This is a genomic window from Bacillus sp. FSL R5-0654 (assembly GCF_038008745.1).
In the GTDB taxonomy this organism is placed as follows: Bacteria; Bacillota; Bacilli; order Bacillales; family Bacillaceae; genus Bacillus; species Bacillus safensis.
In genome coordinates this window covers 2,470,899-2,492,200 of sequence record NZ_JBBOZV010000001.1, presented here as the reverse complement: position 1 = coordinate 2,492,200, position 21,302 = coordinate 2,470,899, and the positions used below count along the sequence as shown (strand labels likewise).

At 42.5% G+C, this 21,302-nt stretch carries 25 protein-coding genes and 1 riboswitch; of the genes, 20 read left to right on the top strand and 5 right to left on the bottom strand.

Features of this window, described 5'->3' with window-relative positions:
* The first annotated feature begins 3 nt into the window (after window positions 1-3).
* The 6 genes from NSS76_RS12665 to pheA all read left to right on the top strand — a co-directional run bounded on the left by NSS76_RS12665 (window position 4) and on the right by pheA (window position 4,193).
* The gene (locus NSS76_RS12665; RefSeq protein WP_034621123.1) at window positions 4-342 is read left to right on the top strand and encodes a ribosomal-processing cysteine protease Prp; all 339 of its coding nucleotides are present in this window, start codon (window positions 4-6) and stop codon (window positions 340-342) included.
* A gap of 12 nt (window positions 343-354) precedes the next feature.
* Window positions 355-639: a 50S ribosomal protein L27 gene (gene rpmA / locus NSS76_RS12660; RefSeq protein WP_003216586.1), complete on the top strand. Its 285-nt coding sequence runs from the start codon at window positions 355-357 to the stop codon at window positions 637-639.
* 256 nt (window positions 640-895) lie between these two features.
* The gene (locus tag NSS76_RS12655; protein WP_024423157.1) at window positions 896-1,489 is read left to right on the top strand and encodes a sporulation initiation phosphotransferase B; all 594 of its coding nucleotides are present in this window, start codon (window positions 896-898) and stop codon (window positions 1,487-1,489) included.
* A gap of 21 nt (window positions 1,490-1,510) precedes the next feature.
* The gene (gene obgE / locus NSS76_RS12650; RefSeq protein ID WP_024423156.1) at window positions 1,511-2,797 is read left to right on the top strand and encodes a GTPase ObgE; all 1,287 of its coding nucleotides are present in this window, start codon (window positions 1,511-1,513) and stop codon (window positions 2,795-2,797) included.
* 55 nt (window positions 2,798-2,852) lie between these two features.
* Window positions 2,853-3,296 carry an ACT domain-containing protein gene (locus tag NSS76_RS12645; protein ID WP_008342790.1) on the top strand — a complete coding sequence of 148 codons (444 nt, stop codon included), beginning with the start codon at window positions 2,853-2,855 and terminating at the stop codon, window positions 3,294-3,296.
* An 18-nt stretch (window positions 3,297-3,314) separates the two neighbouring features.
* Window positions 3,315-4,193 (top strand): prephenate dehydratase, encoded by an 879-nt coding sequence (pheA, locus tag NSS76_RS12640; RefSeq protein WP_024423155.1) that lies wholly within the window; start codon window positions 3,315-3,317, stop codon window positions 4,191-4,193.
* 24 nt (window positions 4,194-4,217) lie between these two features.
* Here the strand turns inward: pheA and NSS76_RS12635 are convergent, their stop codons facing one another.
* Both NSS76_RS12635 and NSS76_RS12630 read right to left on the bottom strand, forming a co-directional pair.
* Window positions 4,218-4,760 (bottom strand): transcription repressor NadR, encoded by a 543-nt coding sequence (locus NSS76_RS12635; RefSeq protein WP_041086449.1) that lies wholly within the window; start codon window positions 4,758-4,760, stop codon window positions 4,218-4,220.
* Between the two features lie 3 nt (window positions 4,761-4,763).
* On the bottom strand, window positions 4,764-5,906 hold the full coding sequence (locus tag NSS76_RS12630; protein WP_445662182.1) for an IscS subfamily cysteine desulfurase: 1,143 nt from the start codon (window positions 5,904-5,906) through the stop codon (window positions 4,764-4,766).
* Window positions 5,907-6,000: 94 nt separating this feature from the next.
* Here NSS76_RS12630 and nadB point away from each other — a divergent pair, with 94 nt between their 5' ends.
* The 5 genes from nadB (at window position 6,001) to NSS76_RS12605 (ending at window position 11,870) form a co-directional block, all read left to right on the top strand.
* Window positions 6,001-7,575: an L-aspartate oxidase gene (gene nadB, locus NSS76_RS12625; RefSeq protein WP_149126421.1), complete on the top strand. Its 1,575-nt coding sequence runs from the start codon at window positions 6,001-6,003 to the stop codon at window positions 7,573-7,575.
* A complete protein-coding gene (gene nadC / locus NSS76_RS12620) occupies window positions 7,557-8,420 on the top strand; it encodes a carboxylating nicotinate-nucleotide diphosphorylase (RefSeq protein WP_034621107.1) in 864 nt (287 codons plus the stop codon). The genes nadB and nadC overlap by 19 nt, the downstream gene beginning before the upstream one ends.
* Window positions 8,407-9,516 (top strand): quinolinate synthase NadA, encoded by a 1,110-nt coding sequence (gene nadA / locus NSS76_RS12615; RefSeq protein WP_135032973.1) that lies wholly within the window; start codon window positions 8,407-8,409, stop codon window positions 9,514-9,516. The genes nadC and nadA overlap by 14 nt, the downstream gene beginning before the upstream one ends.
* 131 nt (window positions 9,517-9,647) lie before the next feature.
* Window positions 9,648-10,919: a SafA/ExsA family spore coat assembly protein gene (safA, locus tag NSS76_RS12610; RefSeq protein ID WP_341082313.1), complete on the top strand. Its 1,272-nt coding sequence runs from the start codon at window positions 9,648-9,650 to the stop codon at window positions 10,917-10,919.
* 333 nt (window positions 10,920-11,252) lie between these two features.
* The gene (locus NSS76_RS12605) at window positions 11,253-11,870 is read left to right on the top strand and encodes a YhcN/YlaJ family sporulation lipoprotein (RefSeq protein WP_024423149.1); all 618 of its coding nucleotides are present in this window, start codon (window positions 11,253-11,255) and stop codon (window positions 11,868-11,870) included.
* 45 nt (window positions 11,871-11,915) lie between these two features.
* Here the strand turns inward: NSS76_RS12605 and NSS76_RS12600 are convergent, their stop codons facing one another.
* Window positions 11,916-12,548: a LysE family transporter gene (locus NSS76_RS12600; RefSeq protein WP_024423148.1), complete on the bottom strand. Its 633-nt coding sequence runs from the start codon at window positions 12,546-12,548 to the stop codon at window positions 11,916-11,918.
* A gap of 226 nt (window positions 12,549-12,774) precedes the next feature.
* A riboswitch (TPP riboswitch) is annotated at window positions 12,775-12,883 on the top strand.
* Window positions 12,884-13,009: 126 nt separating this feature from the next.
* Between NSS76_RS12600 and thiC the strand changes: the two genes are divergently transcribed.
* Window positions 13,010-14,770: a phosphomethylpyrimidine synthase ThiC gene (thiC, locus tag NSS76_RS12595; RefSeq protein WP_149126423.1), complete on the top strand. Its 1,761-nt coding sequence runs from the start codon at window positions 13,010-13,012 to the stop codon at window positions 14,768-14,770.
* A gap of 35 nt (window positions 14,771-14,805) precedes the next feature.
* Here the strand turns inward: thiC and NSS76_RS12590 are convergent, their stop codons facing one another.
* The gene (locus NSS76_RS12590) at window positions 14,806-14,952 is read right to left on the bottom strand and encodes a hypothetical protein (protein WP_164512168.1); all 147 of its coding nucleotides are present in this window, start codon (window positions 14,950-14,952) and stop codon (window positions 14,806-14,808) included.
* Between the two features lie 190 nt (window positions 14,953-15,142).
* Between NSS76_RS12590 and NSS76_RS12585 the strand changes: the two genes are divergently transcribed.
* Window positions 15,143-15,325 (top strand): hypothetical protein, encoded by a 183-nt coding sequence (locus tag NSS76_RS12585; protein WP_008342761.1) that lies wholly within the window; start codon window positions 15,143-15,145, stop codon window positions 15,323-15,325.
* Between the two features lie 32 nt (window positions 15,326-15,357).
* On the opposite strand, the gene NSS76_RS12580 is transcribed toward NSS76_RS12585, so the two are convergent.
* A complete protein-coding gene (locus NSS76_RS12580; protein WP_149126424.1) occupies window positions 15,358-16,002 on the bottom strand; it encodes a protein kinase family protein in 645 nt (214 codons plus the stop codon).
* A 239-nt stretch (window positions 16,003-16,241) separates the two neighbouring features.
* Between NSS76_RS12580 and NSS76_RS12575 the strand changes: the two genes are divergently transcribed.
* From NSS76_RS12575 to yajC, 7 genes are all read left to right on the top strand, one after another.
* Window positions 16,242-16,742 carry an intercompartmental signaling factor BofC gene (locus tag NSS76_RS12575; protein WP_073979823.1) on the top strand — a complete coding sequence of 167 codons (501 nt, stop codon included), beginning with the start codon at window positions 16,242-16,244 and terminating at the stop codon, window positions 16,740-16,742.
* A gap of 148 nt (window positions 16,743-16,890) precedes the next feature.
* Window positions 16,891-17,496, top strand: a complete 606-nt coding sequence (gene ruvA, locus NSS76_RS12570; protein ID WP_024423144.1) for a Holliday junction branch migration protein RuvA — start codon at window positions 16,891-16,893, stop codon at window positions 17,494-17,496.
* 11 nt (window positions 17,497-17,507) lie between these two features.
* Window positions 17,508-18,512 carry a Holliday junction branch migration DNA helicase RuvB gene (ruvB, locus tag NSS76_RS12565; protein ID WP_024423143.1) on the top strand — a complete coding sequence of 335 codons (1,005 nt, stop codon included), beginning with the start codon at window positions 17,508-17,510 and terminating at the stop codon, window positions 18,510-18,512.
* Window positions 18,505-18,705, top strand: coding sequence for a DUF2905 domain-containing protein (locus NSS76_RS12560; RefSeq protein WP_012010741.1), 201 nt, complete (start codon window positions 18,505-18,507; stop codon window positions 18,703-18,705). Before ruvB ends, NSS76_RS12560 begins: the two co-directional genes overlap by 8 nt.
* A gap of 34 nt (window positions 18,706-18,739) precedes the next feature.
* Complete coding sequence (gene queA / locus NSS76_RS12555) at window positions 18,740-19,768, top strand: tRNA preQ1(34) S-adenosylmethionine ribosyltransferase-isomerase QueA (RefSeq protein WP_024423142.1); 1,029 nt, start codon at window positions 18,740-18,742, stop codon at window positions 19,766-19,768.
* Window positions 19,769-19,799: 31 nt separating this feature from the next.
* Complete coding sequence (gene tgt, locus NSS76_RS12550) at window positions 19,800-20,945, top strand: tRNA guanosine(34) transglycosylase Tgt (RefSeq protein ID WP_025092430.1); 1,146 nt, start codon at window positions 19,800-19,802, stop codon at window positions 20,943-20,945.
* A 47-nt stretch (window positions 20,946-20,992) separates the two neighbouring features.
* Complete coding sequence (gene yajC / locus NSS76_RS12545) at window positions 20,993-21,259, top strand: preprotein translocase subunit YajC (protein ID WP_008360993.1); 267 nt, start codon at window positions 20,993-20,995, stop codon at window positions 21,257-21,259.
* Window positions 21,260-21,302: the final 43 nt, after the last annotated feature.

The window sequence follows — 21,302 nt, the reverse complement described above, 5'->3', positions numbered from 1 at the left end:
GATATGATCAAAGCAACCATTACTCGGTCATCAGCAGATGAAAGCATTACGTCTTTTCAGATGACTGGACATGCCGAGTTTGCTGAAAAAGGTCAGGATCTCGTTTGTGCAGGTGTATCTGCTGTTGTTTTCGGCTCAGTCAATTCAATTATTGCACTGACAGGATTGGACCCACTGCTTGATATTGGTGAAGATGGCGGCTACTTCTCTTTTGAACTGCCGGCTGATACAGATCCAGTATCCTTTGAAAAAGCCCAGCTGCTTTTAGAAGGCATGGTCGTTTCCTTAGAGACAATTGAACGAGATTATCACGATTATGTGAGAATATCAACAAAAAAATAGGAGGTGAACTTCATGCTTAGATTAGATCTTCAATTTTTCGCATCTAAAAAAGGGGTAGGTTCTACAAAGAACGGACGTGACTCTGAGTCTAAACGTTTAGGCGCTAAACGTGCTGATGGTCAATTCGTAACTGGTGGTTCTATCCTTTATCGTCAACGTGGAACGAAAATCTATCCAGGTGAAAACGTTGGACGCGGAGGCGACGACACTCTTTTCGCTAAAATCGACGGAACGGTTAAATTCGAACGTTTCGGTCGTGACCGTAAAAAAGTGAGCGTATATCCTGCGGCACAATAATTGCTAAAAACTCCGGTCATTGACTGGAGTTTTTTCACTTTTTACAAGCAGTACCGAAGATGATAAAAGAAGATGCACTCCATAAATATCAAAGAACGTTTGCTGACTTTGCCTCATTTTCTCCTATACGATCAGAAAAAACAACCTTTCCTCACATAACTAGTGTTTTTCTATGCTGTCTTCTCTGTTATAATTCAGGGAGACATATTGATGATAAGACTCCTAAAAGAGAGACCAAACGATTGGGAGTGCGATAATGGAAGAGATACCAAGTAAAGAAAATGAAAAATTAACTCACGTTGCATTAACAAATGAATTGATCTATCTGCTCAGTCGTTCAAGACACGACTGGATGAATAAATTACAGCTGATCAAAGGCAACTTGACATTAGAAAAATATGACCGCGTGTTTGAAATTATAGAAGAAATGGTCATTGAAGCACAGCATGAATCCAAACTCTCAAATTTAAAAATTCCCCAATTGGCCTATTACTTTCTAACATTTAATTGGGAGTCGCATTTTATCACCTTAGAATATGAAGTGCTTGGTGAAACCCGAGACTTATCAGCATATGAATCGCAGCTGCTAACGGTATCACAGGAGTTGTTTTCGATATTCGATCAATCAGTTTGTCAAAAAACTGAAAATCATTTAACGGTCACTTTCCAAACAGATCATGAAGAAAATGATGTGATCTTATATTTTGATTTCAAAGGAAAATTAACAAGTTTGGATGCGTTAAATGCGTTTCATGACGCAAACTATCCATGTATGAGTATAACGCAATTTCATGTGACGCCTCATGAGTCCATGATTGAGCTTTGTTTGAGGCAAGAACGAGATATGTGATGCAGAGAAACGGAGGAAGTTATGTTTGTAGATCAGGTTAAAGTGTATGTTAAAGGCGGTGACGGCGGAAACGGTATGGTGGCGTTCCGTCGTGAAAAATATGTACCAAAGGGCGGTCCAGCAGGCGGTGACGGCGGAAATGGTGCAGATGTTGTATTTGAAGTAGACGAAGGACTTAGAACGTTAATGGACTTTCGTTATAAGCGCCATTTCAAGGCTGACCGCGGCGAGCACGGAATGAGTAAAAACCAGCATGGCCGAAATGCGGAAGAAATGATTGTCAAAGTTCCGCCGGGTACGGTTGTGACAGATGCAGAGACGGAACAAGTACTAGCTGACTTGACAGAGCATGGGCAGCGGGCTGTCATTGCCAAAGGCGGACGTGGCGGACGTGGGAATTCACGCTTCGCAACACCAGCAAACCCTGCACCACAGCTGTCTGAAAACGGTGAGCCAGGTAAAGAACGTGACGTCATCTTAGAATTAAAAGTACTTGCAGATGTTGGACTTGTTGGTTTCCCAAGTGTCGGGAAGTCAACGCTGCTCTCGATTGTCTCTTCTGCGAAACCAAAAATTGCGGATTATCATTTTACAACGCTTGTACCGAACCTCGGGGTTGTTGAAACAGACGATAACCGAAGCTTTGTTATGGCGGATCTGCCAGGACTGATCGAAGGAGCGCACGAAGGCGTTGGCTTAGGTCATCAATTTTTACGTCATATTGAGCGTACACGTGTCATTGTCCATGTCATTGATATGTCTGGACTTGAAGGGCGTGACCCATACGAAGACTATGTGACGATTAATGAAGAGCTTGAGCAGTACAATATGAGATTGACTGAGCGTCCGCAAATCATTGTTGCGAACAAAATGGACATGCCAGATGCAGCTGACAATCTAGAGGCATTTAAAGAAAAATTAACGGATGACTATAAAGTGTTCCCGATTAGTGCGATCACAAGAGAAGGGCTTCGTGAGCTCTTATTTGAAATCGCCAATCAGCTTGAAACAACACCGGAATTCCCGCTCTATAATGAAGAGGAGCTGTCGGATAACCGCGTGATGTACAGGTTTGATGAAGGCGATGCACCATTTGAGATCTCTAGAGATCCTGATGGCACATTTGTCTTAACGGGTAAAGCACTTGAGCGTCTCTTTAAGATGACAGACTTCTCAAGAGATGAATCTGTTAAACGATTCTCTAGACAGCTGCGCGGAATGGGTGTCGATGATGCGTTGCGTGAGCGCGGTGCAAAAGATGGCGACATCATTCGTCTGCTTGAATTTGAATTCGAATTTATTGATTGATCAACAGGAGGGTCCAGACCATGGGCTCTCCCGTTTTTAAAAGGGGAGAAAACAGGTGAAAGAAGAAACGTTCTATTTAGTAAGAGAGGATGTACTTCCAGATGCGATGCGAAAAACGCTTGAAGTCAAAAAGCTTCTCGATCGCAAAAAAGCGGATTCAGTTGCCGATGCTGTTCAAAAAGCGGATTTAAGCCGCAGTGCTTTTTATAAATACCGAGATGCTGTTTTTCCATTTTATACAATGGTGAAAGAGCAGATCATCACATTGTTTTTCCACCTTGAAGACCGGTCTGGGGCTCTGTCAAGACTGCTTCAAATTGTGGCTGACTCTGGCTGTAATGTGTTATCCATTCACCAAACGATTCCGCTGCAAGGAAGAGCGAATGTTACCCTATCGATTAGTACAGCTGGTATGGCAGATGATATCAACACCGTCATGAATCAATTAAGAAAGCTTGAATTTGTCGAAAAAGTCGAAATTCTAGGTTCTGGGGCGTAAAAGGAGAGATCATAGCAGATGAAGCAATTAACTGTAGGTTATTTTGGACCAGAGGCAACATTTACTCATTTGGCCGTATGCTCTTGTTTTCCAAAAGATGCGGTGCAGCGTGCCTATGCAACGATTCCGCAATGTATGGATGCTGTGTCAAAGGGCGAAGTCGATTTGGCGGTCGTTCCACTTGAAAATGCACTCGAAGGCTCTGTGAACTTAACGATTGATTATTTAATTCATGAAGAAGCGCTGTCCATTGTGGGGGAGATGACAGCACCAATTCGGCAGCATTTGCTTGTCCACCCATCAAGAGCGGAGAGCTGGGAGACGTTAGATGTCATTCAATCGCATCCTCACGCTATTGCCCAGTGTCATCAATTTCTGAAAAAGCAGTACCCTCATATTCCTCATCGGCCAGTGGAATCAACAGGCTATGCAGCAAAATACATCAGTGAGCATCCAGATGAAGCTGTCGGGGCTATTGCCAATGAAATTGCCGCAAAAACGTATGGTTTGACGATTGCAAAAAAAGACATTCATGATTATCCGCACAACCATACACGCTTTGTGATTTTACATAAAGATCCTAACGCATCGTTCCCAATGAATTCTGGTTTCTCATCAAAGCCAAAAACGACCATTGTGGTCAGTCTGCCTAAGGATGACCAATCAGGCGCATTGCACCGCGTGCTGTCTGCTTTTTCTTGGCGGAATCTCAACTTGTCAAAAATTGAATCTCGTCCGACAAAAACAGGCCTTGGACATTATTTATTTATTATTGATATTGAAAAAGAAATGGATGATGTCCTCGTCCCTGGTGCGATTCAAGAATTAGAAGCGATTGGCTGTGAGGTCAAGCTGCTCGGCAGCTATCAAACATATGAATTAACGAATGAAAAATAGTGTCCCGTGCAGGACACTATTTTTTTAGTCTTTTATTAAAAACCCAGCATCATCCAGCGCTTGAATGGCTTGGTCAAGCTGCTTTTGGCTGTAAGAAGTGAGAGTATGCAGATGCACGCCGTCTGTTAGTTCTGACAAGTAGGACGCGCCGGTGTTAGAAATATGATGGACAAAATCAGCGACTTGTTTCCGTGTGCTGACGCGAATAGAGGCCGTTAGTTCACCATAAACAGGGTGCTCAATGATCACATCTTTCACTGTCACTCCAAAGTCTACAATCAAGGTCAGTTCCTCTTCTGTACGAGCAGGATCATGTTTGCAGGCGATGATTTGTTCAATTTCTCTTTCTGGCGCATGCTGCGCTGCCATATACACATAGCCTTGGCTTGTGGCAATAATGGGTTCATTTTTTGCTTTTAATAATGAAATATCTTGTACAATGACTTGCCGAGAGACAGCCGCTTTTTTAGCTAAAAAGCTTCCAGTAAGCGGTGTGTCTGTTTCTTTCAGCCACTCTAAAATGGCGGTTCTTCTTTCTTCGCCAATGAGTTTCCTCTCTTGCTCCACGTCCTAAGCTCCCTTCTTCTCCTTTTGCAAATGCTCAAATGTATGCAAAAGCTGATCGATGTCATCTTTTGATGACTGCCATCCAAATGATAGTCGAATAAATTGAAGGGCATCACGATCTGATACACGCAATGCCTTCACAGCAGGGGAAGGATGGTGATAACCAGAAGCACATGCGCTTCCAGTTGATAGACAAATCCCATGCCGGTTACATGCTAACATTACATATTGTCCTTCAAACCCTTCAAAAAAACAACCAATAATATGAGGCAGCGTGCGGCGATTGTCATTGTCCTGAAGAGTACGAACTGGCAGCTGTCTGATTTTTAACTGTTGAAGAAAATAATCACGCAGCTGCTTATCTAATTTTTGCTGTTCATCCAGCCTAAGCATTGCTTGTTCACTTGCAGCAGCAAAAGCACCGATACATGGAACGTTTATTGTCCCTGGACGTAAGCCATTTTCCTGAACTGCTCCTGTATATAAAGGTTTCCAAGGAACATGAGCGCCCATATAAACGGCACCAGCGCCTTTAGGAGCATACACTTTATGACTTGAGATGGACACAGCATCGACTCCAAGTTCTTTGATGGACACACGAATCTTTCCAAATGTTTGCACAGCATCTGTATGAAAAAGAATGTTCCTTTCTTTTAAAAGAGGCGCTAATTCAGCAAGCGGCTGGATAATTCCTGTTTCTGAATTAGCATGCTGAATAGATACTAGTCCTGTTTCAGGCAATAATGCTTTTTTGAGAATGTCCTTTGTTATGATTCCATCCTGATTCGGTTCAATGATCGTGACTTTTACGCCAAGACGCTCTAAGCTGCTAACTGCATAATGAACAGAAGGATGCTCAACTGAAGTTGTGATGACATGCTGTTGATGTGCTGGCAGTCCATTGATGATCGATTGAATCGCAAGGAGATTGGATTCAGTTCCACCGCTTGTAAAATAGATCCCATCCGGTTCACCCTCGATCATGGCAGCGAGTGATTGTCTGCTGTAAGTCAATATGTCATTTGCTTTTCCCCCAGCATCATGAAGGCTGCTTGCATTTCCGTAGAAATTTTTGCTTAGCTGCTCAAAAACATGCAGCGCTTCCTCTGAAACAGGTGTAGAAGCTGCGTAATCTAAATAAACCAACCCATCCATCTCCCGTGTGAAAATTTTTTCTTGTATTTATTTTAGTGTTGTGTAATGATATGTGTCAAGACAGGTGTAAATGACAGGAGGGGCAATGGTGTCATCAATCAAAAAAGTCATTGTGGTGGGATCAGGCATTGCAGCGCTTTCCTTTGCAAAAACCATTTCGAAAAGCTGCCAGGTCATTATGATGACAAAAAAACAATGTTCATCTAGTAATTCCATGCTGGCACAAGGAGGAATCGCTGCTGCCTTTTCAGCACATGATTCAGCTGAGCAGCATGTGCAAGATACACTAGCTGCCGGCTGTGATCACAATGATGAAAGAGCGGTACAAGAAATCGTGAGACTTGGAAAACACCTTGTGGAGCAGCTCGTAGCAGAAGGCTGTCCATTTGATCAAGATGAGGCAGGAGAGCCGCAATTAGGCAAAGAGGGAGCACATACCACTCATCGCATCTTGCATGCAGGAGGAGATCAATCAGGTAAAACCCTTGTACAGTTTCTGAAAAGTCAGCTCGGCTCACATATTCATTTATACGAATATCATCATGTCATTGATCTATTGATTCATGAAGGGACATGTACGGGTGTTGTATGGAAAGACGAGACAGGACACGTACATACGATGACCGCAGATGCCGTTGTTTTATCAACTGGCGGCTGCGGCTCCCTATATGAGACAAACACAAATGATCCTTCTATAACAGGAGACGGACTGATGATGGCCTATCGAGCCGGGGCACAATTAGTGGATCTCGAATTTGTTCAATTCCATCCAACTCTTTTAACAATCGCTGGAAAAGCAGTTGGCCTCATTTCAGAGGCAGTACGGGGAGAGGGAGCTTATTTAGAAGATGAAACAGGCAGACGGATCATGAAAGGTATTCACCCACAAGCTGATTTAGCACCTAGAGATGTGGTCGCTAGAGCTATTTTTCATGAGCAGCAATTAGGTCATCAATTGTATCTTAACATCCATGATATCCCGCATTTTTCAGCTCGTTTTCCGGCCATAGCTCAGATGTGCCAGCGTGCAGGCGTCGATATGGAAAGCGGCAGGCTGCCAATTTCCCCCGGTATGCACTTTTTAATGGGCGGCATCAGCGTCAATGAATATGGAGAAACGACTGTTCCAGCGCTATTTGCCATTGGAGAAGCGGCCTGTACTGGCTTACACGGTGCGAATCGATTGGCGAGTAATTCTCTTCTGGAAGGTCTCGTGTTAGGCAGCAAAGCGGCACAGAGAATTGAACAACTGCCTAAACAGAAAGAAACAAGTCCCCCTTTTTCAATTCAAGAAATATGGATGGTCCCAATGATTTCAACATCTCAGCTGAGACAATGGATGACCACATTTGCGGCCATTGTGAGAGATGAAAAAGGCTTGCAGACTTTACTCCATTCGTTACAGCGTGTCAATTTTCAGCAAATTAATGTGAAGGATATCACAAATGAACAGATCGAATTAAGCAATCAATGGGCATTAGCGGTTTGCCTTGCCAAATCTGCATTACTCCGTACAGAAAGCAGAGGCGGCCATTATCGAATGGATTATCCAGAGCGGAGCGATGCGTTGTGGCGGGGCAGGCAGATTGTTCATGAAAAAGGTCACATTCATATTATGAAAAATGAAAGGATCGGTGCCAAATGGAACGTTTACAGTTAAAACAAATGCTCACTCATTTTTTCACAGAAGATATTGGCTTTGGAGATGTATCAGCAGATGCCATCTTTGGAGACAAGAAGGGAACAGCTTTTATCATTGCGAAACAATCTGGTGTATTGGCAGGATCACAAGTGATTGATCTAGGGTACCGCCTGTTGAATGAACAGATTCAAACGGAGCTGTATTTTCAAGAAGGTGATTGGATTCATTCAGGCGCTGTACTGGCGAAAATAAAGGGCCCAGTCAACGACTTATTAAAGGGAGAGAGGGTCATTTTAAATCTTTTGCAGCGAATGACAGGTATCGCCACCTTAACACATGAGGCGGTCCGCAGATTAGCTGACCCGTCTATTACGATTTGTGATACGAGAAAAACGACACCCGGCCTGCGTATGTTAGAGAAATACGCAGTAAAGACAGGCGGTGGAAAGAATCATCGCTTTGGCTTATCGGATGGGGTGATGATTAAAGATAATCATATTGCAGCATGCGGTTCTATTCGTGAAGCTGTAGAGAAAGCAAGAGCATATGCCGGTCATATGGTGAAAATTGAAGTGGAAATTGAATCAGAAACGCAGCTTATAGAAGCCATTGATGCAAAAGCAGATGTCATTATGTTTGATAACTGCTCTCCAGACGAAGTAAAACGTTTTAAACAAATGACGCCAGAGTCCATTCTGACAGAGGCTTCAGGAGGCATCACGCTAGAGACATTGCCAAGCTACAGGGGCACAGGAGTCGACCTTATTTCACTTGGCTTTCTGACACATTCTGCTCCAGCATTTGATTTTAGTATGAATATGGAATTCAGTCATAAAGGGGGAACAACTCATGTCCATGCTTAATGTATTAGCCAATCAACATGCAGTCATGATGCCAGATGAATATAAACACCGCTCTGATGATGAGATGAAGCAGCGAGTGTTAGACATTAAGCGTGCTTTTGGTTCAAAGCTTTTTATACCAGGCCACCATTATCAAAAGGATGAGGTCATTGAATTTGCAGATGCAACAGGAGATTCATTGCAGCTGGCACAAATAGCTGCTGACAATCATGAGGCTGAATACATTGTGTTCTGCGGTGTTCATTTTATGGCAGAAACGGCAGATATGCTGTCAAACAAAAATCAAAGCGTTGTATTGCCAGATATGAGGGCAGGCTGTTCCATGGCAGATATGGCAAATATGAAACAAACAGACAGAGCATGGGAGCAGCTCACTGATTTGTTTGGGGATACAATACTTCCGCTTACGTATGTCAATTCAACAGCAGACATTAAAGCATTTGTTGGCAAACATGGCGGGGCAACAGTGACTTCATCAAATGCTAAAAAAGTACTCGAGTGGGCGCTGACACAAAAAGAACGGATTCTGTTTCTCCCTGATCAGCACCTAGGACGTAATACAGCATTTGATTTAGGTATTCCGCTAGAAGAAATGGCTGTCTGGGATCAGATAGAAGAAAAGCTCATCACCGATCAGCCGCTTTCCCGTATTAAGATGATTTTATGGAAAGGCCATTGCTCTGTACATGAGAAATTTACTGTTCGAAATATAGAAGAAATGAGAAAAAAAGACCGTGACATTCAAATTCTTGTTCACCCTGAATGCACGCATGAGGTCGTAAGGGCTTCTGACCTAGCAGGTTCAACGAAATTTATTATTGATACGATTAAACAGGCACCAGCAGGAAGCAAATGGGCGATTGGAACAGAGATGAATTTAGTCAAACGGATCATAGCGCAGCACCCAGATAAACAAATTGAATCCCTTAACCCAGATATGTGTCCATGTTTGACTATGAACCGGATTGATTTGCCTCATTTGTTATGGTCACTGGAAAGCATTGAGAAGGGTCAGCCGGCCGGGTTGATACAGGTCAATGAAGACATCACGAAAGACGCTTTGCTTGCACTCGAGAAAATGCTCGCCATTAAATAATGAATCAGCCCCTCCTATCAGAAAACAAGTTTTTATCATATCGGCTTGTAAATAGGCATAAATTTATGTTGAAACATATTGTACTTCTGACATAACCGTTACGTTCACGTTTTGCATAGGAGGGGAAAACGTTGAAAATTCATATTGTGCAAAAAGGAGACTCCCTTTGGAAAATTTCAAAGAAATACGGAGTCGACTTTCAAGAATTGAAAAAACTAAATTCACAGCTCAGTAATCCTGATTTGATCATGCCGGGTATGAAGATTAAAATTCCATCTAGTGGTGTTCCTGTGAAAACAGATCATCACAAAGCAAAAGAAATGCCAAAAACGAAAGAACATCCGTATGTGAAAGAAAAGCCAAAAGATGTCGTGCAAGTGCAAGATACGAAACCGAAGGAAAAGCCAAATGAACCGGTACCATATGTACCGCCAGTGCCAAAAATCGAGCAGCCAGTGTTTCCGCAAGTGGATGTGAACTATTATCAGACCAATCTCTACCAGCCATTCACACCTCCTCCCAAAAAAGATCATCATGAAAAAAAAGATCACGTTCATGAGAAGAAAGATCATGTTCATGACAAAAAGGATCACAAGGATCATTTTCATCATGAAAATAAAGACCACAAAGATAACAAGGGTCATGTCCATCATGAAAATAAGGAACATAAAGATCACAAGGACCATTTTCATCATGAAAATAAAGGTCATCTAAAAGATGAAGTGGCAAAGGGGTATGATCCGTTTATTCATATTCCGCATCAAAAAGAGGAGGGAAAAGACATGGAGCATGGCAATTATCCGAACCTTCCTAACTTCCCGCAAATGCCAAATGTGGGAGGGGCAGCGGTAGGGGGAATGGCTGAAAATAACGAGCATCATCACCAACATCATCATCATGAACCATATGATCCTTATTTTGGTTATGGTCATGGTCATTACATGCCGGCGATGTATCCATATCCGCAGCAAATGGTGCCGGCATCGCCAATTTTACCGGGATCAGGCTTATGTTATCCTATCCATCCATATTATCACCATCATATGATGCCATATCCATACCCGGCTCATCCTTATTATCCTGCGTATCAAGCGCCTGCTTACTACGGAGAAAATCATGAGCACCATGCAAACGACGGACATCACTGGCATCACCATATGCATCCAAACGCCAATGCAAATGCCAACGCAAATCAAGGCTTTTATCCAAACGTTCCAAATGCAGCATATGGCAAGGAAGATTGCGGATGCGATGATGGCATGAAGCATCATCAGCCTTGGCCAGGACATTATCCGAATCCTGTTCCTTATGGCCAAATGGGGGCTTATCCAGCTCAGCCTTACATGCAGCCATATCCAGGTCAATCCGTTTTTGCAAGGCCGGAGGAAGAAGAAGAAGATTAATGACAGAAGGAACGATCTCAATCGTTCCTTTCAGCGTGTAGACAAACCCTCGCATTCGGTGTCAGGTCTGCGCGCCGGTACTCACGAATGTCAAATTCGCTCCGTTCCGGTGCTCGCCCTTCCTAGACTGCAAAGGTTTTCTATTACGCTGAAAAGAAGACAAATGGCTAAAATCAAAAACATTTTAGCCATTTGTCACCAATCAGAAGGAACGATCTCAATCGTTCCTTTTTTTGTTTATAACTGACAGCTTGATTTTTTTCCTAACTGTACATGCTAAAACAGAGCCTGTTTCGCGCTCATGAGATTGAATTTGTACAGGGGGTTTTTCGTTTGAGACAAAAATGGCAAAAAACAATCGCATTAGTGCTTCTTCCTATTGGTTTAACAGCATGTGGTGCAAATAATAACGCAGGTGTCGATACACGTCATAATCAATCAGGCCAGCCGGTTGGTTATCATTCGAATCAACGAGCGGAAGACAACAACCAAGATCATCAAGGACCAGTTTCTGAACTCATGGAGGGAATGAACGGGAGAAATACAACAAATGTTGATTACCGTACACGTCCTCAAGCTGATGATCGAATGCCTCTCACAGGTGGAGATGGACGCTACAGTCATGGAGATATGAACTATCATAACCAAATGTCGTTCTCAGGCTACGATAAACAAGAGAACATCCAGCGTTCAAGAAAAATTGCCAACCGCATCAATAAAATGAATCACGTGGCAGACTCTCAAGTCATGGTGACGGATGAGAATGTGTATATTGCCATTAAATCAGATGGCCGCCTGACGTCAGAAGGTGTATCACAAGTAGAAGAAGCAGCGACTCGTTATGCGGATGGAAGAGCAGTCCAAGTCATAAAAGATGAAGGTGCATTCACACGCTTTAGAGATATGAGAAGAACGCAATTTGAAACAGGCCAAACAGGCATGACCCGATAGTTAGACACAAAAAGGCTAAAGTTCACTACGAACTTTAGCCTTTTTTTAAAAATAAACCTTGATGCCTATATAAAATTCGTAAAAGAAATAACAGCCAAACCCTAGTAATAAAATACCAGCAATAATGGATGTCCACTTGATCATCGTTCGATTCATCACTTTTCTTGTTAACGATACAAGTGTGAGAAGACCAATGTCATGAAGGAGAATCCCTGCCAAAATACCGCCGGCAGCCAGCATAAATTCAGATGAATCTGTTTTTGTATACGCATCCGCAAGTACAGCACCAAAAACAGAAACCCAGAACACAAGATTTCCAGGAGATACCGCCACGAGCAAGCCATTTCGATACGTTTTAGCGAATGATTTATTGACCTTTTCTCCTGCTAAATGGATATCTTGATCCGCATTTTTAATGGAATCGTATGCGAGAATCATTAAAAATACAGCTCCGATCAGCCAGAGCGGGATTTGAACAAACGGCAAAGATAAAAACTGAGCAAATCCAGCATATAAAGCCAAAATAAGTAATAAGTCTATGGTCATACCGCCTGCTCCGACAGTTAAACCATGAAAGAATCCGTTTTTGAGTCCCTGTTTTGTCATTTCAACCGTGATTGCTCCAACAGGCAGAGCAATTGAGAATCCTACGACGATAAATGTGAGAAATGTTTGCAATCGACTAGAACTTCCTTTGATTAAATTGTATAAAAATTCTCCGTTTAGATTAATTATACATAATAGGAGAAAAGGATCAACGATTATTTCAGATTTAATTGAAATGAGAGAGACAGATTATGTATAGAAGTCTGTATATGATTATGATCCATAGGGGAAAGGAACTATTTTCCTGAATTCTCTTTTTTTCATGAGGTCTCTATGCTACACTGATGTGGAAATCAATAAAAGTGACTAGGGGTGCCCGTAAATGGGCTGAGAGAGAAGCATAAGCTTCTTAACCCTTTGGACCTGATCTGGCTCGTACCAGCGTGGGGAAGTTGAAGATGATGCATGTATCCTATCAATGATATGCATGTTTATTTCTGACGACGAAACCAGGTTCTTTAAATAGAGCCTGGTTTTTTGCTGGTGCTGATTCCATCCTGTCCGGTGACAAGAAGAAAAGGAGAGAACAGCAAATGAAGGAAAAGAAAAGTGTCCCATCCAACCAATCATTATTATCGAGCTTTGACGGCAGCCGAAAGGTGTATGAGAAAGGATCAAGGCCCGATATCTTAGTGCCGAAAAGAGAGATTGCACTCTCACATACTGTGACAGAGGCGGGCGACATAAAAAATGAACCAGTCCGTGTATACGATACGAGTGGACCGTACACTGATGAGAACGTTCATATTGACGTCACAAAAGGATTAAAGCGTCTTAGAGCAGCATGGATAGAAGAAAGAGGAGATACAGAAAGCTATGAAGGGCGTCATGTAAAACCGGAAGATAACGGATATCGGTCAAGGGAGAAGGAGTCCTTCCATTCTGTCCAAACTGATTTTCATCATAAGCCGCTCCGCGCGAAACAAGGAGCGTGCGTGACGCAAATGCATTATGCCAAAAAAGGCATCATTACGCCTGAAATGGAGTTTATCGCAATAAGAGAAGAGCTAAGCCCTGAGTTCGTTAGAGAGGAAGTAGCGAGCGGAAGAGCCGTCATTCCTTCGAATATTAACCATCCAGAAAGTGAACCAATGATTATCGGAAGGAATTTTCATGTCAAAATCAATGCGAATATTGGCAATTCAGCTGTCACGTCATCCATTAATGAAGAGGTAGAAAAGATGACGTGGGCGATCAGATGGGGGGCAGACACAATGATGGATCTGTCTACTGGAAAGGATATTCATACAACGAGAGAATGGATCATTCGGAATTGCCCAGTTCCAGTAGGAACCGTTCCTATCTATCAGGCCCTTGAAAAAGTGAATGGAGTCGCAGAAGATTTGACGTGGGAAGTGTATAGAGACACATTAATTGAACAAGCAGAGCAAGGTGTAGACTATTTCACGATTCATGCGGGCGTGCTATTAAGATATATTCCGCTGACAGTCGATCGGGTAACCGGAATTGTTTCAAGAGGCGGTGCAATTATGGCAAGATGGTGTCTTGCTCATCATCAAGAAAATTTCCTCTACACGCACTTTGAAGATATTTGTGAAATTATGAAAACGTATGATATCGCCTTTTCACTTGGAGATGGACTTAGACCAGGCTCGATTGCTGATGCCAATGATGAAGCGCAGTTTGCAGAGCTTGAAACGTTAGGTGAGTTAACAGAGATCGCTTGGAAACATGATGTGCAGGTGATGATTGAAGGGCCCGGTCATGTGCCAATGGATAAAATTAAAGAGAATGTGGACAAGCAAATGGACATTTGCAAGGAAGCCCCATTTTATACGTTAGGGCCTCTTACAACAGATATTGCGCCGGGGTATGATCACATTACATCAGCCATCGGTGCGGCCATGATCGGCTGGTACGGAACAGCCATGCTATGCTATGTAACGCCAAAAGAGCATTTAGGTCTGCCGAATAAAGAAGATGTGAGAGAAGGCGTAATCGCCTATAAAATTGCCGCACATGCGGCTGATCTAGCAAAAGGACATCCTGCGGCTCAAAAACGCGATGATGCTTTATCGAAAGCGAGATTTGAATTTAGGTGGCGGGACCAATTTAACCTGTCACTTGATCCTGAAAGAGCCTTGGCGTTCCATGATGAAACATTGCCTGCCGAAGGTGCTAAGACTGCTCACTTTTGCTCGATGTGCGGACCGAAGTTTTGCAGTATGAAAATTTCTCATGATATCCGCAATCAATCTGAAGAAGTGAAAAGAGAGATGGAAAAGAAGGCGAAGGAGTTTGTCAGCCAGGGAAGTCAAATTTATCAGCCCTAAAAAAAGAACCTCGCACGATGCTGTGCGGGGTTTTATCAAACGGCTGAGAAGGCTTTTCTTAAAAGGTGAAAAAATGCCTTTACTGCATATGCCATCATGTCCACACTCGGAATGAGGGCATCTGTTAAATGAAAAAAGACTGTTTTTCTTTCTGGAGATGTTCGTTTCTTTTTCTGCTTCATCAAGGGCAGCCTCCTTTTTAACTAATATACTTCTTTGCAGATTTGAGAGATAGATGTTTGTGCGAATTTAAACAAAATTTAAACTTCTTGGGTTTGAATGGAAACAAGGAGGGGAAACGAGTTCAATAGAGAATGAATGAAAAGAGCTGATCTATTTGACCAGCGAACAAGAAGAGTGGAAGGTGATCTTATGATGAAAGTATTTAAGGTAACATTTCATATGAACAATGGGGAAGTGCTTGATTTCGAGCTCAAACGTCCAGCTACCTATGATGTGTATAAAAAAATTGAAGAAGCCAATCATTGGTTTAAGCTGAATAATGAAATCATTAACCTATTAAACGTCAATAGTATCCATGTAGAAACAGAATAACGCAGAAAGCCGCTCAGATAGAGCGGCTTTCGTTATGCAGAAAAATCATTTCGATTATTAAGCTGCCCGCGGGACAGCCAGTTCTTTTTATACAAATAAGCAATGACTTCAAGCCACAGACGCGGTGCTTTTTTAGGGAAAAAAGGTTTTTGGTAATAGGCATAAGCGGCTTTTAAATCATCCCATTGATGACATGCTTTCGTTTGCGTGAACCTGGCAACGTCAATGACCCTGATCCGCCCTTCTTTTGTTAAGATCAGATTGCGCAGATGAATATCAGAAGGATTCAATCCTTTCTCGCGCGCTTCCTCCAGCGCATCATCGACTTGTTCAATCATTTGTTTTTTAATAGGAATTCCTTTTGTAAGGCATTCATAGAATGTGTAGCCTTTAATATATTCCATTAAAATATACTGATCCCCAGACTCATAAATCTCAGGGTAGTAAGACGAACCAGAAAGTTTTTCGTAAATGGCAGCCTCTTTGCGGGCAATATGCTGATAAGAAGGGAAAAAGACTTTTAGTGCCATTTTCTTGCCGTCTTTTTTGTATAAAAAGACATAGGCACTTCTTCCTTTGCCGCACAGTTCAAGCTCTGCCGGTTTATAGGAAAGCTTATGAAAACGTTTCTCTTCATGATACTGAATCGATTCGGCTAATCTTTTGACATCTGACATTGACTTCACCTTCTTTGGTTTCAGTTTATGCGGCTGAAAAACGAATGATGAAAAAACCGTGTCATTCGATAAAGCAATGGATTGTATAAAACATAACATTTACGAATGAAGGATACAACGAAAGACTCTTAACATACATTTGAATCATCGATTTGGTTAATGTTTAGAAAAATGGGTCAAACTACATATGTCATGCATCGATCTCATGTTCTAAAGAGGTGTAAATAGTGAAAGTGAAGATGAAATGTTTCGTTACAGGACTTATCATGACAAGTGTGCTTTTTTTCGCTGCGGATATGGAAGGAAAAGAACACTTGCAAAAGCAGTCAAACTCTATTACCGTCCAGCTTGAAAAAGTCTATCTAGACGGCGATGTGAGTATTGAAAGACACCGGGCATCATTAGAAGATAAAGACACATTCTGGGCGCAGTATAAAGGCTGGACGCTGGTAGAACAAAAAGAGGATTTTGCCCTTTTTAGAAAGCAAATTGATGATATCTCTCCATTAAGTAAAGCAAATGGATATATCGGATTATCAGAGGACGGTGTGATTTCTACGTTTCATGGAAGGCCTGACGGCTGGGCGGAGCCTATTCATCTCTTTTTTCAAATTGATACGTCCCGTTTAGAAAGCCATGTGGAAAAGCAGCTTGAGCAAGGCATTCCTTTTCGAACAAAGGATGAATTTGAGCATGTGCTTGAAGTCATGAAGCCTTATCGAAATGAAATATCGTTTTAAAGCGTGTAACAGCTTGCTGGTGTGAAGACCGCAAGCTGTTTTTCGTGGTTTCATCATAAAAATGTACTGAGCGAACGTATGTTAACTTTTATTGCGGTTTTCTCTTCGATTTATGTTACAATGAAGAACAGTCAAAGAGGTGAAAACGGTGATAGAGTTTGTAAAAGGGACCATTGATTATGTGTGCCCGCAATATGTTGTCATTGAAAACGGCGGAGTGGGATATCAAGTCTATACCCCAAACCCGTTTATCTATCGAGTAAATAAACAAGAAACGATTTATACGTATCATTACATAAAGGAAGACGCCTTTTCATTATACGGTTTTCAAACACGAGAAGAAAAAGCGCTGTTCACAAAACTGTTAAATGTCACAGGAATTGGGCCAAAGGGCGCACTCGCGATTCTTGCTTCCGGTGATCCTGGCGCTGTCATTTCAGCAATAGAACGTGAAGATGAAGCCTTTCTGATTAAATTCCCTGGTGTGGGCAAAAAAACAGCACGTCAAATCATTCTGGATCTAAAAGGCAAACTGGCAGATGTGGTGCCAGAAATGATTGGCAACTTATTTAATCATGAGGACCACATTCAGGTCGAAACGCAGCAAACTGCATTAGATGAAGCGCTTGAAGCCTTAAGTGTCCTTGGATACGGTGATCGTGAAATCAAAAAGGTTCTTCCATTATTAAAAGAAGAAAAGAATCTCACAACCGATCAATATGTGAAAAAAGCATTACAAAAAATGTTGAAATAGGGTGATGTCTCATGGATGAACGGCTCGTCTCAACTGAAGCAGACAACCATGAATCAGCCATTGAGCAAAGTCTGCGGCCACAGACACTTAGCCAATATATCGGTCAGCAAAAAGTAAAGGATAACCTCAGCGTATTTATTGAAGCTGCCCGCATGAGGCAGGAAACGCTTGATCACGTCCTTTTATATGGACCTCCTGGACTTGGGAAAACAACGCTTGCGTCGATCATTGCCAATGAAATGAATGTTCAGCTGCGTACAACGTCAGGACCAGCGATTGAGCGTCCTGGTGATTTGGCGGCCATCTTAACATCTCTTGAGCCAGGTGATGTATTGTTTATTGATGAAATTCACCGCTTGCAGCGCTCAATTGAAGAAGTGCTGTACCCAGCAATGGAGGATTTTTGTTTAGATATTGTTATTGGAAAAGGAGATACAGCACGCTCTGTACGGCTTGATTTACCGCCATTTACGCTTGTAGGTGCAACGACTCGTGTCGGGCTGTTAACAGCGCCGCTTCGTGATAGGTTTGGGGTACATGCAAGATTGGAATACTATGAGCAAAGAGATTTGGCTCACATTGTGGCAAGAACAGCCGAGCTGTTTGAGATTGGGATCGACATTCGCTCTGCCGAAGAGATTGCGAGACGTTCCCGGGGAACACCGAGGGTTGCCAATCGTTTGCTCAGAAGAGTAAGAGATTTTGCGCAGGTGCTTGGGAACCATGCCATTACGCAGGACATTGCGGAAGATGCCCTTGAGCGTCTTCAAGTCGACAGGCTAGGCCTCGATCATATAGACCATAAGCTCCTTTTAAGTATGATCGAAAAATTTAGAGGCGGTCCTGTTGGGCTTGATACGATCTCAGCGACAATTGGAGAAGAATCACATACGATTGAAGATGTGTACGAACCGTACTTACTGCAAATTGGTTTCCTGCAAAGAACGCCAAGAGGACGGGTCGTCACAAGAGAAGCGTATGAACATTTTCAAATGGAGGTTCCGATTCGTGACTGAATTCCCTAAAATATTAATGATTTTAGGTGGTGTCCTTTTTGCCGCAGGATTAGTGTTTCAATTGGTTGGTAAGCTTCCAGGTGATATTTTTGTGAAAAAAGGGAATGTAACGTTCTTTTTTCCTGTCATTACATGCATTGTCATTAGTATCGTACTGACCATATTACTGAATATCTTTGGACGGATGAAATAACGTTAACTAGTTAACTACAGAATAGGTGAAGGAAATGAAGCTAGAACTATTTGATTTTGATTTACCAGAAAGATTAATTGCACAAGTGCCGCTTGAAAAAAGAGATGCATCAAGACTGATGGTCTTAAACAAACAAACGGGTGCGATTACACATGATACATTCTCACAAATCATCGATTATTTTCAAAAGGGTGACTGTCTCGTTCTAAACAACACGCGCGTTCTGCCTGCACGCCTGTTTGGGATGAAAGAGGATACAGGTGCCAAAGTTGAACTTCTTCTATTGAAACAAGAAGAAGGAGATAACTGGGAAACACTTGTCAAACCAGCCAAACGGGTGAAAAAAGGGACGGTTATCACGTTTGGTGATGGACGGCTCCAAGCTGTATGTACAGAGGAAATGGAACATGGCGGAAGAAAAGTCGAGTTTCAATATACAGGCATTTTTTATGAAGTGCTTGAATCCCTTGGTGAAATGCCGCTGCCTCCATATATTAAAGAGCAGCTTGACGACCGTGAACGCTATCAAACCGTTTATTCAAAAGAGGTTGGCTCCGCTGCTGCGCCAACTGCCGGTCTCCACTTTACAACCGAGCTGCTGGATGCGCTGAAAGCAAAAGGTGTGCACATTGCTTTCATTACGCTGCACGTTGGGCTTGGCACGTTTCGGCCGGTAAGTGCAGAACGTATTGAAGAACACGAAATGCACGCAGAGTTTTATGAAATGAATGAAGAAACAGCTGATGAGCTTAATCGCGTTCGCAAGGAAGGCGGACGGATTATTTCAGTCGGCACAACATCAACAAGAACGCTTGAAACCATTGCAAGTGCACATGATGGTGAGTTCAAAGCCTCAAGCGGCTGGACGTCGATCTTTATTTACCCTGGCTACACATTCAAGGCAATTGATGGCATGATCACGAATTTCCATCTGCCAAAATCCTCGTTAATTATGCTTGTCAGCGCATTAGCTGGACGAGAGCACGTACTAAAAGCGTACAATGAGGCTGTGAAAGAGGAATACCGATTCTTCAGCTTTGGCGATGCCATGCTGATTCAATAACATTATACAACGAAGACAGGAGGGCTCATTTTTGTCGCAATCACCGATACGTTATGAGTTCATTAAATCATGTAAACAGACAGGTGCACGTCTTGGCCGCGTTCATACACCGCACGGCTCCTTTGAAACACCTGTATTTATGCCAGTAGGTACACTGGCTACAGTCAAGACAATGGCGCCTGAAGAATTAAAGGCTATGGATGCAGGCATCATCTTAAGCAATACGTACCACTTATGGCTCCGTCCAGGTCACGATATCGTAAAAGAAGCAGGCGGTCTGCACAAATTTATGAACTGGGACCGAGCCATTCTAACTGATTCAGGCGGATTCCAAGTTTTTTCATTGAGTGAATTTAGAAAAATTGAAGAAGAAGGCGTTCACTTCCGTAATCATTTAAACGGAGACAAGCTGTTCCTATCTCCTGAAAAAGCGATGGACATTCAAAATGCACTTGGCTCTGATATTATGATGGCATTTGATGAATGCCCGCCGTATCCTGCAGAGTACGATTACATGAAACGTTCTGTTGAGCGGACAAGCAGATGGGCAGAGCGCTGTCTAACAGCGCACCAGCGTCCAGAGGATCAAGGGCTGTTTGGGATTGTCCAAGGCGGAGAATACGAAGAGCTTCGAAAACAAAGTGCAAAAGACCTTGTTTCACTTGATTTCCCAGGTTACGCCATCGGAGGCTTATCTGTAGGGGAACCAAAAGATGTGATGAATCGTGTACTTGAATTTACAACACCATTCTTACCAGCAGACAAACCGAGGTACTTAATGGGTGTCGGCTCGCCAGATTCCTTAATTGACGGTGCCATTCGCGGAGTAGATATGTTTGATTGCGTACTGCCAACTCGAATTGCAAGAAACGGTACCTTGATGACAAGTGAAGGCCGTCTTGTTGTGAAAAATGCAAAATATGAGCGTGACTTTAGACCAATCGATGAAAACTGTGACTGCTATACATGTAAAAACTATACACGCGCCTATATTAGACATTTAATTCGAACAAATGAAACGTTCGGAATTCGATTAACAACTTATCATAATCTTCATTTTCTGTTAAAATTAATGGAGCAAGTGAGAGAAGCTATCCGTGAGGATCGTTTAGGTGATTTTAAAGAAGAGTTTTTTGAGCGTTACGGCTTTAACAAACCGAATGCGAAAAACTTTTAACGCATAAACGAAAGGCTTTACAATGCTTTAGAAAGGGGTGAAATAGAATGGATGGTGGTATGGGTTCAATCATTATGATTGTTGTCATGTTTGCTGTGCTTTACTTCTTGTTAATCCGTCCACAGCAAAAGCAACAGAAAGCTGTGCGTCAGATGCAGCAATCTTTATCAAAAGGCGATAAAATCGTCACAATCGGTGGTTTACACGGTGAAATCGACTCAATTGATGAATCAAAAGTGGTCATCAAAACAAGCGAAAACAACCGTTTAACTTTCGATCGTCGTGCTATTAGAGAATTAGCTGACAAAGGCTAATCCTCTGATACATAGCCATAAAAAAAGAGCGATATGAACCGCT